This is a genomic window from Streptomyces sp. NPDC001406 (assembly GCF_042895285.1).
In the GTDB taxonomy this organism is placed as follows: domain Bacteria; phylum Actinomycetota; class Actinomycetes; order Streptomycetales; family Streptomycetaceae; genus Streptomyces.
Map to the genome: position 1 here is coordinate 240,561 of NZ_JBIAWG010000002.1, position 17,144 is coordinate 257,704.

At 71.0% G+C, this 17,144-nt stretch carries 1 protein-coding gene; it reads right to left on the bottom strand.

What is annotated here, in order from left to right; genetic code table 11:
- Positions 1-2 precede the first annotated feature (2 nt).
- Positions 3-17,027, bottom strand: a complete 17,025-nt coding sequence (locus ACFY1J_RS05185) for an SNF2-related protein (RefSeq protein WP_390730650.1) — start codon at positions 17,025-17,027, stop codon at positions 3-5.
- Between the last annotated feature and the right edge of the window lie 117 nt (positions 17,028-17,144).

Here is a 17,144-nt window from a genome sequence, read left to right on the forward strand (position 1 = left end):
CCTCATCGTGTGGCGAGCAGGCCCAGGAGGAACGCCCGAAGGTCGTCGTCCAAGTACCAGTCGCCGTTGAACATCGACTGAACAGACCGGGCGAGGGTGTCACCAGTGTCCGGTTGCGTCTGCTGCCGCGACAGGAGACGGCTCAGGGCGCTGCGCCGCATACGGCGGGCGCCTGGCCGGCCGGTGTGGGTCTGGGTGAACCAGAAGATCCGCTGAGCGGCATCCAAGTCGCCCAGGTGCTGCGCGAGATGCTGCGCGAGCGCGTGCCCGGCGGTGCCGAGCCCCTCGTCGGCGAGGTCAGCGACTGTGATCCGCTGCCCGTCGGGCTCGTAGCGGCCCTCGTCGCCGTTCACAGCGGTCACGCGGCGCGCGGCCGGGGTGTTGAGCCACGAACGTGGCACGAGGCGCTGCACGCCCCGTACGGCCCGCTCGGCGTCCGGGGTGCTGTCCGGACCGAAGACGATGCTGGCGTTGCCCCCGGGGCCCATGTCGCGGATCTCGGCGAGCGCGGCCGCGACCGCATCGGGCACCGCCGCGGCGCACCGGGACCGCAGGTCCTCCCACTCCCGGCGCGCGGCCGCCGCTTCCATCCGCGCCGCGGCGATCTCCACCTCGAGGTCCGGGTCATCCGGGATGGTGGAGCCGCTGCGCGCGGCCTGCAGGTTGACCAGGCGCCGCTCGGTGGCGGCCACGTAGTCGTCCGCGTGCTGGAGCGTGCCGTGCGGGTCACCCCCGAAGTCGTCGCCGAGGGTGTCGGCGAGACGGCGAGTCACCGCCTCGTCGACGTCGCCGCCGGCCGCCCGCAGGGCCGCCATGTGGCGAAGCCCGGTCAGGCCGGGGCCACTGTCGGCGGCCTGGTCCGGGGCCCAGCGGACACGGTCGCTACGCCCGGGGAGCCGCCCGGCGGCGAGCTGCGCCCACGTCGTGGGCTGCCACCAGGTGACGCGCCGCTGCGCCTGTCCGAAGCGGCCGGGTTCCGGGAGCAGATCGGCCCAGTGGGAGACCCGGGCGACCAGGGACTCGCCGTCGGCCGCGGGCAGGTCGAGCGCGCGGTGCAGGCGCGCCAGGCGCCGGGACTCCGGCCATTCCCGGACTCGACGGGCGAGCCGACCGAGGAAGGCGCGGAGTCTCGCCGTGCGTTCCCGGGCGTCCCGCCACTTCTCGGCGATCTTCTCCGCTCCGGCCTTCACCAGGAGCGCGAGACGCTTGGCGAGGCGGACGAGGGCCGCGACGATCCGGGCGAGCAGGCCCGGCTGGCGGCCGGCCTGCGGCGACACCGCGGCGACGCGCCGCGCGATCTGGCGGGCCGTGGCCTGCCGGGAGCCGTCCATGTGCCCGGTGAGGGTCCGGGCGATCCTCTCGGCGTCACCCGGGTCCACGCCTGCCGCCTGGAGCTGCTGCAGCACGGTGTTTACCGCGTCGTCGACGTGCCCCGCGACGGTGCGGTTGACGTCCGTGTCGCCGTCGGTGTCCGGCCCGTTGGGGGCGCCTGCGATCTGGTCAGGGATGAGGCTGAGCAGATCCCGGGCACGGGCGGCGAGGTCCTCGTCGCTCTCGTCGGGCAGGGGCTCGAGGTCGTTGATCGTGCGCAGGGCGGCGCGCACCGTCGCGGCGTGGGCGTCCTGCCGGGCCCGCTTGAGTGCCTGCTGTGCTGCGGCCCGGTCCCGGCCGGTGATGCCCGCGGCGTCCAGGGCGGCGGAGGCGTCCTGTCGGGCTGCCTGCCGCGCATCGCGCAGGGCATCGGCGGTGAGGCGCTGGGCGATCTGCTCACGAAGGGCGTGGATGTCGCTGGGCGGCTCGGTACCGGCTATCGCCTCGTCGATGATGCGCGCGGCGACCGCCCGGGGGTGGTCGGCGACGATCCGGTCGACGTCGGCCTGCGGCGCCGGGTTCGGGTCGCGAGGCGCACCGGCCGGGGAGTCAGGGCCGGGGACGAGCGCAGTGTTGGCGCCGTCGGGCTGCGGCTCACCGAGCTGCCACAACGGCATTGCACTGTGGACCACACGCCGGCGCGTACGGCCGTCTTCCCCTTCCAGCAGAAGGGAACGGACTCCGCCGGGACCGTCCTGGACACCACGAACCCGGTAGACGGTCACGCCGTTGCCGCGGGTGTCCGGGAGGGCAATGGTGTCGTCTTCGGCGACCTGGGAAGCGTTGGACGGTCGCGGACGGCCGAGTTCTTCCGGAGGCGTGCGGCCAATGGCGCGGTCGAGGTGATCGGCGGCGCGCAGCGCGGCACGGCCCTCGGGCGTCGACTGGTCTGCCGAGTCGCGGAGCTGTGCGGCGAGCGCGGTCGCCTGCTCCGGGGTGACGGGCAGGTCCGCGGTGATACGCACGGCGCCCTGCTGTGCGTCCGGGTCATCGTCCGGGGCGTCGGCGAGATCACCGATGACGTCCCGGTCGGTCGTGGTCAGCTCCGGGTCGACGGTCGGGCCGGTGACCGGCTCGACGCGGTGCGGCGGCTCGTGCACCGTCAGGTCGTCCGGGGTGTCCGGGGCGTCCTCCGGGCCGAGGTCGGGGGCGTGGCCGTTGGCGCCCTGGGCCCGCGGGAGGACCGTGGTGGCGTCCACGTCGATCTGGCCCATCTCGCCTGTGGTGGTGTCGGCGTAGTCGATGGTGACCCGGTCGCCGTCCCGCTGGGTGCCGGTGACCGCCACGGTGGTGAGGGTGCCGTCGAGGTCCAGGACTACGACGTCGTCCTCCTTGAGGTCCGCGGCCGTCGGGTCGTCGATCCCGGTCACCGGGGCGGTGGCGGGGTTGGTGTCGTCACGGACTTCGCCGGCGACGCGGAGGTCTCCGGCGCTGCGGCTGATGGTGCCCCCAGCGGTAGTGATGGTGACGCGGTCGCCGTTGACCTCGTCGACGGGACCGAGGAGTGCACCGTCGGTATCGGTGACGATGTGCCCGGGAGTGACGCGCTGCCCGGATGCGGTCCAGCCGTCGGGGCGGTCGCCGCCGGTCACCGTGAGGGTGTTGGGCGACAGGCCGTCGGCAGTGTCGTTGTTGTCCCAGCGCACCGACACGGTGGTGCTGGTGGCGCCGGTGACGGTTCCTTCCCGGGTGCGTAGCCCGTCAACGCCGGTGACGGTGCTGCCCGGGAACAGGCCGCGGCCGTTGCGATCCATGGGCACCGTGTCGGGCAGGCTGCCGGTCTGGATGGCGGCCTGGGCACCGGTGGCCGGGGAGCCGGGCACGGTGTCGTCCGGGGCTTCGGCGCGGGCGGCGGTGGCGTTGAGCGGCGTGAAGACGTGGCCGCGCTTGCCGGTGCCGTCCGGGTTCTCCGTGACGTACGTCTGCCACATTTGCACGGTGCGGCCGTTGCGGGTGACCTCCACGCGCGTCGGGGCCGTGAAGACGTACCCGGCTCGCGTGACGGCGCGCCCGTTCCTCGTCCTGCCGTCCATGCGGACCATGTCGCCGGGCACGAGGTCCGAGACCCGGGCCCAGTTCGCGGGCTGGCCGCCCACGGGTTCGGGCTCGCCCTTCGGCTCGTCGGCCGGGGCGTCCGGTGTCGCAGGCTCTGGCTCCGCAGGGGCGCGGTCCGGGGTCGGCTCCGGCCGTGCGGCGGGCTCCGGGATGCTGGTGGGCTCGGCCTGCGGCGTCTCTGCCCGATTGTTCTGCTCTTCCTCGCCAGGGCGCGGCTGGCGGAAGGCCGTGGGCCGGTCCGGGGTGTTGCGGAAGTAGAACCAGTTGAACGGCGTCTCGCGTGTCTGGTTCTCCTCACGGGACGGGTCGATCTCCTGAGTCCTGCCTTCGATGCTCGCTCGGTAGTCCGTGCCGTTCGTAAACGGCCAGGTGCCTGTGCGGTTCATGTGCCTTGCCCGCAGCGGACCGGTGAGACGACCACGCTGGCTTACGGGGTGATCGGTGTCCTGATCCAGCGCAGAGATCTCGTCGCCGGCCTGAGCGTCGCGGACGTCGACGGGGATGGTGTACCCGTCGGCCTCCTGCTGGGCACGCCAAGCGTCGTAGTGCTCATCCAACTGCCGTTCGCGGTCGAGGTAGAGACGGGCGTCGTCCTGCCACGACTTGTGCAGGCCCTCGGCTTCGCCACGGTCGATGATCTGCTGGGCGACGGCTTCGCCAAGTGATTCCCCGTTGGGGCCGCGGAACGTACGAGCCCGCTCCGCCGCGTCCGGAGCATCCCATGGGAAGGGGTGCCCGTCCTCGTCACGAACTCCCTCGAGGATGCGGGCGTAGGCGCGAGCGTCGTCGCGGTTGAACGCGCGGGCGACAGGCTCCATCGACCCGGGCGCCATGACGTCCCAGCTTGCCCCTCGGTCGTCGTCACCGAGGATGGCCAGGTGACCGCCCTCGGACAGCTCGAGCGTGGGGTTGTCCGCGTAGCGGTCGCGGAACCGCTCCTCCGGGACCGCCGAGGGGTGGCTCGGCTCATCCAGTTCACCGCGCCGCCACCGGTCACGGACCTCATCGACGTTGGCGAACCGCGGAGCGTCCGAGCCCGTTGCCGCATCCACGTCCGGGACATCAGTACCTTCGGCCGTCGGCTCGGTGTCCCCGGTGGCGGGCTCCTCGGGGGACTGCCCGGCGTCCGCCTGCTGGCCCTGCTCCTCGGCCTGTCGGCGCTGCTCCTCCTCGAAGATTTCCCGGTCTCTGCGGTCGTTGTCGCGGTACTGCAGCTTGAACTGGTTGTAGGTGATCCGGCCGCCGTTGGCGTCGTACCAGTTGACCAGCTCCTCACTGGCGTACTGCCTCCAGCGCCCGAACTTGGCCAACTCGCCGCCAGAGAACAGCGAGCGCTCGTCCGGACGGTTGTCGCCGTACTTGTGCTTGCGGTTGAAGAAGTAGCCGTTCGTCTCCTCGATGGCTTGCTGGTAGCGGGCCTCGTCGAAGTCGGCGAACGCCGCGCGGATGATGTCCTCTTGGGTGCGGCGGGGTCGGGTGACGTCCGTACCCCCGAAGCCCAAGGCCTCGTCCATGGCCCTGCCACGCTTCTCCGCCTCTTCGGCGTCGGCCGGCGGCGTGTCCGGGACGGCGTCGCGAACACGCTGGTCGGTGTAGCCGTCGCGGCGGTCCATCTCCTGCATAAGGCGCATCTGGTCTTCGGGGGTGAGGTCGTCACCCCACGCCGCGACCAGCGCGTCGTCGTCCAGCTCCGTGAGGTCGTCCGGCAGGGCGCGCGTCGTCGGTTCGGTGTTGGCGGAGCGCTGCTGCTCGAAGTCGTCGAGGGCAGCGTGGAGGGCGAGCTGCAGGTTGCGGCCCTCGTTGTCGCGCCACTGGCGTACGGTGCTGGGTCCCCACGGGTGGTGCCAGTCGAAGGGCTGCCCGTCGCGGCCAGTGATCTCCTCGAAGCGCCCGGCAAGGGCGCGGGCCTCCTCGGGGTTGTCGGTGCGCAGGGTCAGGCCGGGCAGGTTGGTGCCGTTGCGGGCCTGAGCGAACCGCCACAGGGTGGTGCCGTCGTCCTGCGGCTCCGGCCATGTCACCAGCCCACCGCCCGGGGAGAGAACCATGCCTTCCCGCTCGGCGGCTTGAGCAAGGGCGGCGCGCCGCTCGGGGGTGTCCTCGGCCGCGGTGAGACCTTCGCCGTTCCTCCAGGCTCGGCGAACGGAGTCCACGTCACGGTGGCGGCCGCCGTCACGGTCACGGCCGTGCGGAGTGGGCCCGTTGCCGTGGCCACCGTCGGCGCCGGTGCCGGACGGCACGTTGAAGTCAGGCAGGTTCAGGTGCGGCAGGCCGGGCCCACCGAGGCCACCAGGACCGCCGGGGCCACCGTTGCCGCGGCGCCGGCGACGCCTGCGCCGGTTCCGTTCGTCTTCCTCGTCTTCGTTGTCCGGATCTTCGGCGTCCGGCTCGTCCTGCTGGTCGTCGGCGTTGTCCGGCTCATCGTCGGAGCTGTCGCTGTTCTCCTCGTCGTCGGACGGGGCGTCAGGAGTGTCGGCTCCGCCCCCGTCAGGGTCGGCGGCGCCACCCCCGAGGTCGCCGTCACGGCGCTGCCGGCGTCCCTCGTCGTCCTGCTCCTGGTCCTCCTCGCTGTCGCTGGTGTTGTCCGGGACGTTGGTCTCGTTCTCGTCGCGGTTGATCTCGTCGTCGCGGCGGTCGTTGCTGTCGTCGTCCTCGCCCCGCGCCATCCGGGCGGCGCGGCGGAACAGCTCGGCCGCGCGCTCCCCATCGGGGCCACCCAGTTCGTACATCTCGGCGAGGGAGTCGAGCCGGTCGGCGGCGTCGCGGAGCTCGGCGTGCGGGGCGTCGGAGTCCGCCGCGCGGTCCATGGCGTCGGTGACGTCGCGGATCTCCGGCAGATCGTCCCCGCCTGCCTCGTCGGTGGCCTGGCGCACCAGGTCGGACATGCGGTCGGTGCGGTCGTTGATGTCGCTGCGACCGCTGTCCGCGGTGGTCTCCGGCTCGTCGACCGGGGGCTCGTCCGGCTCGGAACGCAGCTCCGTGTCGTTCTCGGGGATCTCCTCGTCCGGGTAGCGCAGCCGTACTTGGGCGTCGGCGTTGTAGAAGCGCTCCTCACCGTCGTCGGTGACGATGCGGGTTTGGCCGCGGCCAGTACGCACCGGCGGCTCGGCCACGGTGCGCGTACGGCCGTCGGCGTCGGTGTACCGGTCGCCCGGCTCCAGGTCGGACGCGTTCCGCATGCGCGCCGGGCGCAGACCGCTGGTATCGCGGCCCTCGTGGTCGGCGATCATGTCCGGCGTGCCGAACAGGTCGTCAGGCTGGTCCTCGGGGTTGTCCGGGTCCGCGGTGCTGTCCGCCTGCCGGGTGGTCGGCTCGTCGACGTCGAAGAGGCCGCCAGGCTCCTCCGTGGGCTGCTTGGGCTTGGGCTCCGGCTTCGGCGCACGGCCGGCGCGGCGGGCCTCTTCCGCTTCGAGGACCTGCAGGCGGGTGCGGTCGACGCCGGACAGTTCCCCGCCGTTGGCCATCTCGCGTCCCATCAGGTCCACGATCTCGTCGCGTATCTCCCCGTCGTCCATCGACGAGGGAGCCTTCGACCCTTCGGGCCGTACGGCGTCGAGCTGGTCGCTGACCTCATCGGGGGTCAGGGTGACGGTGTCGGTGCTCTCCTGGTCGTCAGCTTCGCTCTGGTCGCCGCCCTGGTCGTCGTTGCTGTCGTCGCCGAGGTCGCCGGTGCTCGGGGTGTCGGCTGGCGGCTCGTCGTCGCCTCCGTCGCCCGCGCTGGCAGCGTCCGGGGTGTTCGTCTCCTCGATGTCCGGCACGTCGACGTCCGGGGTGGCGTCAGCGGAGTCGCCGTCGCTGCTCTCCCGCTCCGCGCGGCGGCGGCGCAGCTCGACCCCGGCCTCGTCGATGGCCTTGCGGTAGGCGCGGTAGGCGCGCACCTCGGACGGGTCCGACTCCAGGCCCTCGCCGCCTTCCAGCGCCCACGCCCACTCCAGGAGTGCGCGGTGCACCTCGATGGGGCCCGTCACCTTGAGCGTGCCCTTACGGCCCGGCTTGGCCTCCTTGAGCGCCTTCCGGGTGTCCGGGTCCTCCATGGCGGCGGTCTCTTCGACGTTGAGGAAGTCGACGAGTGCCGCCGGCAAGGTGAGCGTGACGAAGTCTTCGGGCTTGTCCCACGCGTACTTGAGCGGTTCGCCGGGCTCCTCCGCGTCCGCGGTGTCCTGGCTCTCCGTGTCGGCGTCAGGCTGGATGCTGGCGAGGGTGTCGGCCACCTCGTCCTGAGTGAGACGAACGGTGTCGTCCTGCTCCTGGTCGCCGTTCTCGTCGCGGAGGTCGCCCGTGCTCGGCGTATCGGCCGAATGCCCCTCGTCGCCTGTACCGCTGGCGTTGTCGGGCGCCGCGGTGTTTGTCTCCTCGACGTCCGGTGTGTCGGTGGAGTTGCCGTCACCGTCGTCGGCCTGAGAGGCGTCGTGCGCCGGTGGGTTGGGGGCCAGGCGCGCGAGGGTGTCGCGTACCTCGTCCTCGGAGAGGTGAACGGTGTCGTCCCTCTCCGGTTCCGGGTTCTGCTCGTCCCAGCGCTGGAGGTTCGCTACGGCCTCGTCGATCGCGGCCTGCAGCGGTGCCCGCTCCTCGCGCCGCTCCTTCGCGATCATCTCGCGGTCGTGCTTCTTGTACCGCTTCTTGTCGAGTTCGTTGGGGTCGATCTCGGGCTTGGCGTCGAGGTCGGTGATGCGGGCGACGATCTCCTCGAGCAGGTTGGCCCGTGCGCGCGCGTGGTCGATCTGCGGGGTGAGGTCTGCGGCGGCGTGCGCGGACTGGAGCAGGGCGATTTGCTCGTCCAGCTCGGGGACCTTGGCCCGGTCGGACTCCTGCAGGGCGGGTGCCTTGTCGAGGGCGTTGCCGAGGCGGGTGATCATGCCCGACCCGGCGCCCTTCTTGGACAGGTCGTCGACCGTGCGCTCGAAGTCGGAGTTCCGGAGGTCCGGGAAGCCGACGTGTGCGACGAGCTTGCCGTCCTCCCGCTTCTCCGTACGCACGCCGAAGTCAAGGCCGCGGAACTGGCCGATGATGTGCCAGGGACTCATGCCCTCGCGGTTGTGGTCGAGGAGCCGGGCGGTCACCTCGCGGTGCAGGGCCTTGCCAGCGTCGGAGCGCTCGCCGTACGAGGAGCCGCCGATGGTCATGGTGAAGCGGTCGCCGGCCTCTTGGATGCGGGGCAGGGCCCGCTCGCGGCGTTCGAGGCCGTCGCGGGTGGCCTGGGCCTCCTGGCGCAGCTCATCGAGGGCTTCGGCGCGGCGGATACGCTCGGCGGCCTCGTTGTGCTGGTCGATCTCGAGGTCCTTGAGCCGACGGCGGGCCTTCATGAGCTGGCTCATGTAGGGGTTGCCGCCGATCTCGGCTTCCATGGTCTCGTAGTCGAACTCGCCGCCGCTGATCTCCTGAACGACGTCGCTGGTGTCGCCGTCTTCCGGCTCGGGCCGCTGGATGTCGACCAGGCCCTCGGCCTTCGCGGCGACGAATCCGGCCTTCCAGCCGTCCATGGAGCCCTTGGTCGCGAAGATGTCGATCTCGACCTCGGGGTTCATGTTGCCGTAGCGCAGGATGCGGCCGTTGCGCTGCTCCATCTGCGCGGCGCCCCAGTCGAGGTCGACGTGCGTGAGGGAGATCATGCGGTCCTGGGCGTTCATGCCCGTGCCTGCGACGGCGCTGGAGCCGATGAGGACCGCGATTTCACCTTCGCGGGCCTTCCGGAAGAGCTCTGTCATGTCCTCGGGCTTGCCGGACTTCTTGGCATCCTGGACAAAGGCGATCTTGTCCTCGGGGACGCCCCCAGCAACCATGAGTTGCTTGAGGTGGGCGTAGGCGTCGAAGCCGCCCTTGTTGTCGCTGTCCGGGACGCCTTCGTTCAGGAAGACCATCTGGAGGGCGCCGCGGACGGGGTGGTCCTCGTCGCTGCCGTACGCGACCTTGTAGACCCGGTCCTTGTTGGCGTGGTAGCGCTCGATGTGCCGGTCAGCGACGGCCTTGAGCTTGTTACCCGCAGGAGCGTTGGCGTCGACGAGCCGCGGGTCGAGGGCGACGCTGGTGCCCTCGTTGGACACCGCGAGCATGTTGTCGTCGACCAGGGAGCCCTGGCGGTTACGGATCTGCTGAGGCTCGCCGTTGTGGATGGCGCGGCCGCGGGCCACAAGCCCCTTGAGACGCTGCTTCTGGTCGGGCGTGGCCTCGACCATGATCAGGTTGGGGGCGTTGCCCTTGAGCTTCGGCCGGGGAATGCCGACGTCGTCGGCGCGCTTGGTGTCCGCGACCAGGCCCCACATGGTCTTCATGGCGCGCTTGTTGTGGAACTCGGAGAACCGCTCCACGACGCGGAGGCCGGAGCCGTCGGGGGCGTTCTCGATGCGCAGGGTCTTGCGGCCGAAGGTGTTCGCCCACAGGTCCGGGGCGCCCGCCTTGTACGCGTCGAGCACCCACGGCGCCGCGAACTGCAGCATGGTGAACTGCTCGCTGATGCTGTTGGACAGCGGCGTGCCGGTGGCGAGCGTGATGGTGGCGCGGCCCTGGCGGCGGCGGTGCAGGTCGGTGGTCTTCTGGTGCAGGTCGACGCCGCGGATGGACGCGGGGTCGCCGCCGGCCTCCTTAGAGCGGAAGCCCACGCCCTTGTAGCGGTGCGCCTCGTCGACGACGAAGTAGTCGAAGCCGAGGTCATCCCAGTACGTCTCGCCCGGCTTCCGCATGGGCGCGGCGTTCTTGTTGATGTTCCGCTGGACCGTCGCGATGCGCTGCTCGATCTTCGCGACGATGAACGGGTGGTTGGGGTTGTCGGCGTCCTCGTACTGGCGGTCAAGCTGCTCGCGCAGCGCCTCCAGCTCCCGGAACTCGTACTCCTCCTGAGCCTCCGGACTCATCTTGATGGAGCCGAACGCCTCTTCGGTGAAGATGACCAGGTCCGGCTTGTTCGCGCGCAGCCACTCCAGCGTGCTGGAGCGCCGGTCACCGGCCAGGTCCGCCGAGGTGATCAGGTGGATATCGGCGTTCGGGTACAGGTACCGCGCTTCGTCCGCCCACTGCTTCGCCAGGTGATTGGGCACCACGGCCATGGGCTTTTCGATCTGCCCGGACGCCTTGAGCGCCTGGGTGCCCATGACGAGCGTCGAGGTCTTGCCGAGGCCCACCTCGTGGGCGAGGATCACGCCCCGCTCGAACTGCATCCGCGCGGCGCCGGCGAGCTGCCAGCCGTGCGGGGTCCTGTCGGGCGTGAAGCCCTCCAGGGTGGGCGACATGCCCTCGTACGAACGGACGACGTGCCCGTTCATGATGCGGTTGTAGGACTCGGTGAGGACCGTCAGCCGCTCGGCGTTCGCCGTGGCGTACTTGGCGAACTCGGCCCGCATCTGGTCGGCCTTCTGCCGGATCAGACGTGAGGTCGCCTCGTCGACGTCCTTGCGCTTGTCGTCGTGGTAGACGGTCAGCGATCCGAAGCCGAGGACCGCGCGGGCGATCTCTACGGCGGACTTGCCCTTGGTGCCCTTCTCCGGGTTGGCCGGGACGCCGTACATGACGTTGTTGGCCTCGGGCACGCGGCCGGTGTTGAGAACCCAGCCGTACCGGTCATCGTGCGCAACGCGCAGGGTCCGGTCACCCAGGTACTCCCGCAGGAAGCCCTGCAGCAGCTCCGGAGGCGTCCAGTGCGCGCCCATCTCGGGCGTGAACTGGCCGATGGTCCGCTCCGGCGGCTGTACCGCCTCCAGCGCAGCCACGTTGACCGCGTACGCCGGGTCCTTCTCAGCAGCCTTGCGGGCGGTGGCGAGCTTGTCGCGGACGGCACCGGACAGGTAGCCGCTGGCCAGTTCCAGGCGGCCTGTGTCCGGGTTGGTGAAGACCTCATTGCCGAGGCGCTTCAACGCCTCCTGCGGGTCGACGTCGAGGAGGCGCGCGACTTCCCCGAGGTCCACTTCGCCGTGCGCGGCGACGACCGCGGCCAGAGCCGCCTTCGGGTCGTCGGTCGACGTCAGTTGACGCCGGCGGGCGGCCGCGCGCTCGGTGAAGATGCGGGAGAGGACCGGCTGGCCGTTCTTGGCGTCCCACCGTTCTAGGGCGAGGACGGCCGCGGCGTCCGGGTCGGCGCGGAAGTAGCCCCACGCTGTCGGGCGGCCGCTCTTCGTGCGGTGCTGGCCGGGCTTGGACAGCGGCCCGTACTTCTCGACGTAGGCGGCGTGCAGGTCGCGGAGCTGGGCGCGGAGGGCTTCGGCGCGCTCCTCCTCGTCGTTCTTGCGGTCCAGCTCGCGCAGCTCAGCGGCGACGTCGCGAAGCCGCATGAGGTCGCGGAGCTGGGCGGTGTTGCCGTCGGCCGGGTCGATGAGGACCGGCTCAGCGCCGTTGACGTGCTGGTAGAACTGGCCGTCGTCGCCCTCGTAGAGGCGCCCGGTCCAGTCGTTGGCGTGCTTCTCCCGCGCAGTCTGCAGGTGCACCGGGGGCCGGTTGTCGCCGTCGGGGTGCGGCTCGTAGCCGCGGCCGTCGGCCTTCGCCTTCTCAGCGATCTCCTCGAGCGCGTGGCGGAGCTGTTCGGCTGCCTTGGCCGGGTCGCCCTTGACGGTGACCTCCGGTCCGTACGGGCCGGACTGGGTGGTCAGCGTGCCGAGGATGTGCTCGGGGTGCTCGTCGAAGTAGGCGTTGATGTGGTGCGGGGTGCCGTTGATGTCCCGCTCGGGGGCGTCCAGCCATGAGGTGTCGGCCGGCTCGGTGCCGTCCTCACGGCGCCGGAACACGAGCACGTCGGTGGTGACGCCGGTGCCGGCGTCGTTGAAGACGCCGGAGGGCAGACGGACGGCGCCCACCAGGTCGCCGTACTTGGCCATCTGGCGGCGGGCCTTGTCTCCCTTGGAGTCGAGCGTCTGGCGGGAGGTGATGACGGCGGTGATGCCGCCGGGCCGGACGAGGGCGATCTCCTTGGTGACGAACCCGTTGTGCAGGCTCTCGGCCGGGTAGCGCTTGTCATCGAAGGGGACGCGGGCGAAGGGGACGTTGCCGATCGCGGCGTCGAAGGTGCCCGGCCGGGCGTCGGTCTCGGCGAAGGACTCGTTCAGGACGTTGGCGTGCGGGTAGATCGCCTGAGCGATCCGGGCCGTTGTGGGGTCCAGCTCGACACCGGTCAGGCGCGCCCCGTCGGGTGCGACACCGAAGAACGTGCCCGCGCCGGAACCGGCTTCGAGGACGTCGCCGCGGTCGAACCCGAACGCGCGCAGGCCATCCCACATCGCCTCGGCGATGGGCTGCGGCGTGTAGTGCATGGACAGCACGCCGCGGGACGCCTGCCGGAACTCGACCGGCGTCAGAACGCGCTGCAGCTCGCTGCGGATGTCGCTGTACTCGGACCACCGCTCGTGGTCCTTCGCGAACTTGCCGTACCGGGTGCCGCCCTGCTGGTACCGCGGTTCCTTCTCGTTCGGCTCGCTCGCGAAGATGATCGGCACCGAGCCCCACCCGGACCAACGGGCGAGGATGCGCTTCTCATCGTCGGTGGCCGGCCGGTTCTCGGCCTCCAGCTTCTTGAGGACCTTGATGGCCTCGACGTTGGCGGCCGCACGCGCGCGTGCGCCCTTGGGCGCGTCGGCCGGGTCCGGCCTAAACCGCGCTACGCGTCGTACATCGCGTCCCTGATCTCCTGCAGGTGCTGCTCCATCGGCGTCTGCTCGGGCGCCTTCTCCGCCTCCGGCTCCGGCTCGGGCAGAAGCTCCGCCAGAACCATCGCCGTCGCGTCCGCCCTGATCTGCTTGAGCCGGCCGACCGCCGCGTCGTAGCCCTCCGGCTCCGGCACCGTCTCCTCCAGCGCCTGCTCCGCGACCAGAATCCGGCTCTCGATCTCCCTGGCCTTCGTCTCCACGAACGCCTCCGGATCGTCCATCGCCGCCCACTCCTGCGGCCGGTACATCCGCCAGTGATCCCGGACCATCGGGCTGAACATGTTCATCGTCGTCGCCTCCCAGCGCTGCACGGAGCGCGGCCTGCTGTGCCTCGATCTCCTCGCGGGAGATGACCTTCTGGTCGTCGTTCCCGCCATTCTTGCGGACTGCCTCACGGGCTGACTCAATCGCGTGCAGAGCCACGTTGATGGACGCCAGCCGCGTCTTGGCCTTCGCCCGGTCCGACTTGTCCGCGTCGCGGTCCGCGGCCTGCACGGACATGTCCCGCGACAGTTCTTCCGTCACCCGGTGCAGCTCCGCGAGGAGACCCTCGGGAATGACCAGGTTCCGGCCCTTGATGTGGTGGCCCTTCTTGTTGCTGGGCACCAGCGGGTTCACGCCGTCGTCCCAGCCGTACCGGTCCCGGAACAGGTGGAAGAGGTACTGGCGTTCCTCGGATGCGTTGGAGAGCCGGTCGCCGAGGCGAGCCGTCTGGTACAGCTCGACGAACATCTTCGGGACGAACACGCGACGCTCACGGCCCCAGGTGCGCTCACCGCGGGTGTCCGGGTCCTGGTCGTACGCGCGGACCATCGCGGCCAGAGCGGCAGCCCGCGACGGGTAGACCGCGCTGCCGTGGCCCCAGGAGTTCTTGCCCCAGGTCCAGCCGTACGCTCGACGGTCGCGGCCGAGGGTCTGGTTGTAGTCGATGTAGCCGTACCCGCTGCCGCCGTCGATGCTGATTTGCCCGTTGGAGTCGGGGTTGTCAACGCGGGCGAGGAGCTGCTCGACCTCCGGGGTGGTGTCCCGGCGGTTCAGCTCGGCCTCGATCGCGGCCATGCGCGCCTCGCGGGCGGCCTTGACGTCGTCCGCCTCGTAGGACGAGCGGCCGCGGCGCAGCTCGGTGTATTCGTCGAGCAGCTTCTTGGAGTCGACGGCGTCGGGGGTGTCCCGGTCCGTGATGGCCCGCTTCTCCCGCTCGCGCCGCTCCTGCTTGATGTCCTCCAGGCGGCCTTCGAGGACTCGCTGAGCCTCCGGGGATGCCTTGCGGAAGTCCCGCCGAATGAGTTCGTTGTACTCCTCGGACAGTTCGTCGTCGGTGAGGTCAGCGACCGGCGGCCGGTCGGCGATCTGCTCGGCGCGGCGCCGCTGCTGCTCGCCGACGATCGCGTCGTGCCGCTTCTGCAGGGCGGCGCGTACGGTCTGCTCGGCCTCGTGGTCGTCGCCGGCGGCCTGGTGCAGGGTGACCCGGTGGGCGACGTCGTCGCGGGCCTTGGCGAGGTCCTCCTCGGCCATCGTGGTCAGGTCGGTGTTGTCGTCGGCCAGTGCCTGCGAGCGGCGGCGCCGCTCGTGGTAGATGGCGCGCTCGACGTCGTTCGCAGGCTCGCCCCGGCGGGAGCCGTACATGCCGCGCTCCTGCTGCGACTCCTTGACCCGGGCCTCAATGTCGGCGTCACTGAGCTGCGAGGCGTCACGGATGGCGGCCTCGTCCCGCTCCTGCCGGCGGCGCTTCTGCTCCTCCGTGATCAGGTCGATCTCTTGGTTGATGCGCCGACGGTTGGCTTCCGAACGGGAGGTGCGGTACTTCGCGTACCGCTCGTTCTTCATGCGGTCGAGCTGGGGGTCGGTGGCGTCGCTGATCTCGCGGCGCAGCGCGGCGGTCTCGTCGCCTCCGTCCCCGGGGGCGTCGGGGGTGCCCTGGGTGGTCTCGTCGGTGACGTGGACGTTGCGGCCCTGGCGGGCGAGCTTGGCCAGAACCTCCGAGATGCGTTCGTCCCGGGTGGCGTCCGTCATGTTCGCCTGGGTCTGCCAGGAGCCGACCGGGCCCATCGTGGGTGCCCACTTGATGGCTTTGGTGGAGCCGATCGCGTCGTAGTCCCGCTGGTCGCCCTTGATGGTGCCGCGGAACACCATGACGCGCTTGGCGGGCTGGCCGTTCTTGCCCGGCTTCATCACCCACGCCGCGGTGACGCGGTCCCGCTTCTGCGGGTTCTGCGCGGCGAGGTGGAGGCGGGCCATGACCTGGGCGCCCTGCGGGGGGTACTGCGGGACGGGGACAACGACGCCGTCGATGGTGACCTTCGGCGGGTAGCCGCGCTCGCTGGTGGCGGCGACCTGCCCGTCGGGGCCGTACAGGGTGATCGCGCCGCCGTGGTTGACGTAGTGGTAGCCGTCGACACCGTCGACGGGCTCGGCGTTGCCCGGCAGCGCGGGCGCCTGCGGCACCTCCGGGGTCTCCGGTGCCTGTGGAGCGGCGGGTGTTTCCGGGGCGGCGGTCGGCGCCGGGTTGGCGGCCGGTGCTCCCTCCGCGGCGTTGCCGCGCTGGAACTTTTCGGCGGCTGCGTCGATGACTTCGCTGATCGAACGGTTGTCGTTGGACCGCCACGTCGCGATGCGGGTGTTGGGGTCCGACAGGTCCAGCGGCTTACCGTCGTCTCCCATGGGGGCGTTCTCGGTGAAGGACTGGGCGAACGCCTGCGCGTCCCGCTGGGAAGTCCACCGACGGCGGAGCGGCAGGCCGCTGCCGGTAGCGACCAGGTACCACTCCCCGTTCTGGTCCTGGCCGACGACGAACTGGCCATGGCCGACGAGCTTGATCCGGTCGTTGCTGATCAGTCCTTCGAGGTGCCGCGCGGCGCGCTGCTCTCGGAGGCTGTCCGGGCCCATGTCGTTGATCTGGTCGAGGCGCTGCTGCCAGTGGGCGCGAACGGCCTGGAGCGTGCTGAAGCGCTGTCCGTTGCCGTCGGCCGGGCTGTCCGCGGGGGCCCTCGGCGCGGCCGCGGGCGCCGGGGTGGCGTCGAACTCCTTGCGGGCGCGGATGATGGCGCCCTGGATGTTCTCGCCCTTGGTGGAGCGCCAGTCGCGGGCGGCGCGGTCCAGTTGCGGGTCGGAGAAGTCGAACGGCTGGTTGAACTGGGTGAGTCGGCCGTTGACGGCGGTCTTGTCGAGGTGTTTGGCGAACCGGGCGGCGTCCTGCGGGGTGTCGAAGTCGCCGGCGCCGTCCATGCGCTGTCCGGTGCCGGTGGCCGTGAGGTACCAGCGGCCGTTGTCGTCGCGGAGGATCGCGAAGCGGCCGTTCGGGGTCACCCGCAGGTCGTCGTCGTGGGCGACCGAGCGCAGGAAGGTGCCCATCTCCGGCTTGGTGCCGGGCTGTTCGGCAAGCTTCGTGAAGTGCCGCCGGACGGCCGCGGTGTCGGCGTACCGGGCTCCGGCGGCGTTCTGCTGGTTGGGAAGCGCGTCGAGGTTGACGGGGTGGGCGCCGTCTTCCGGCTCGTCCTGGTCGTCCTCGTCGTGCGGGCCGTCGCCCTCGTCGTCCCCGATCGGGCGGCCCTGGTCGTCGACGTCGTGGGGGTCGTTGGGGGTGTCAGGGTCGCCATCGTCGTCCCGGGCGACGCCGTTGCCGCGGCGCGGGTCCTTGTGTCGACGCTCGTCCTCGGCGACGACCTTGTTCTCGTCCTCGGTGGGCGCGGTGCCGTCGGGACGGGCGACCATCGTCACCCACTTGGCACTCGTGGTGTGCCGGCGTCCCCGGAACTCGTTGGGGCCGCTCTGGTCCTGGACGAGGACGCGGTCGTGCGGAAGGGCGCGCACGACGCGCGCGAGCTTGCCGCCCCAGAGCCTGACCGTTCCACCCGTCTCGATGAAGCGGCCCTTGCTGTCGCGGGGGTGCAGGGCAGGGTTCCACGGCCGACGCGTGACCTTGACCTCGAGGTCGCGATTCAGGTCCTGCGACTCAGCCTGTGCAGTGGGGCGATTCAGCATGCCGCGGACCATGCAGAGCGCGGGTGCGTAGCGTCGCGCGCTGGTTTTCCCGGGGTCCGTAAACCCGCATTGTCCGGTGGGGCCTTGGGTAGACTCCCCGGCATTCGTTCCGGTCAA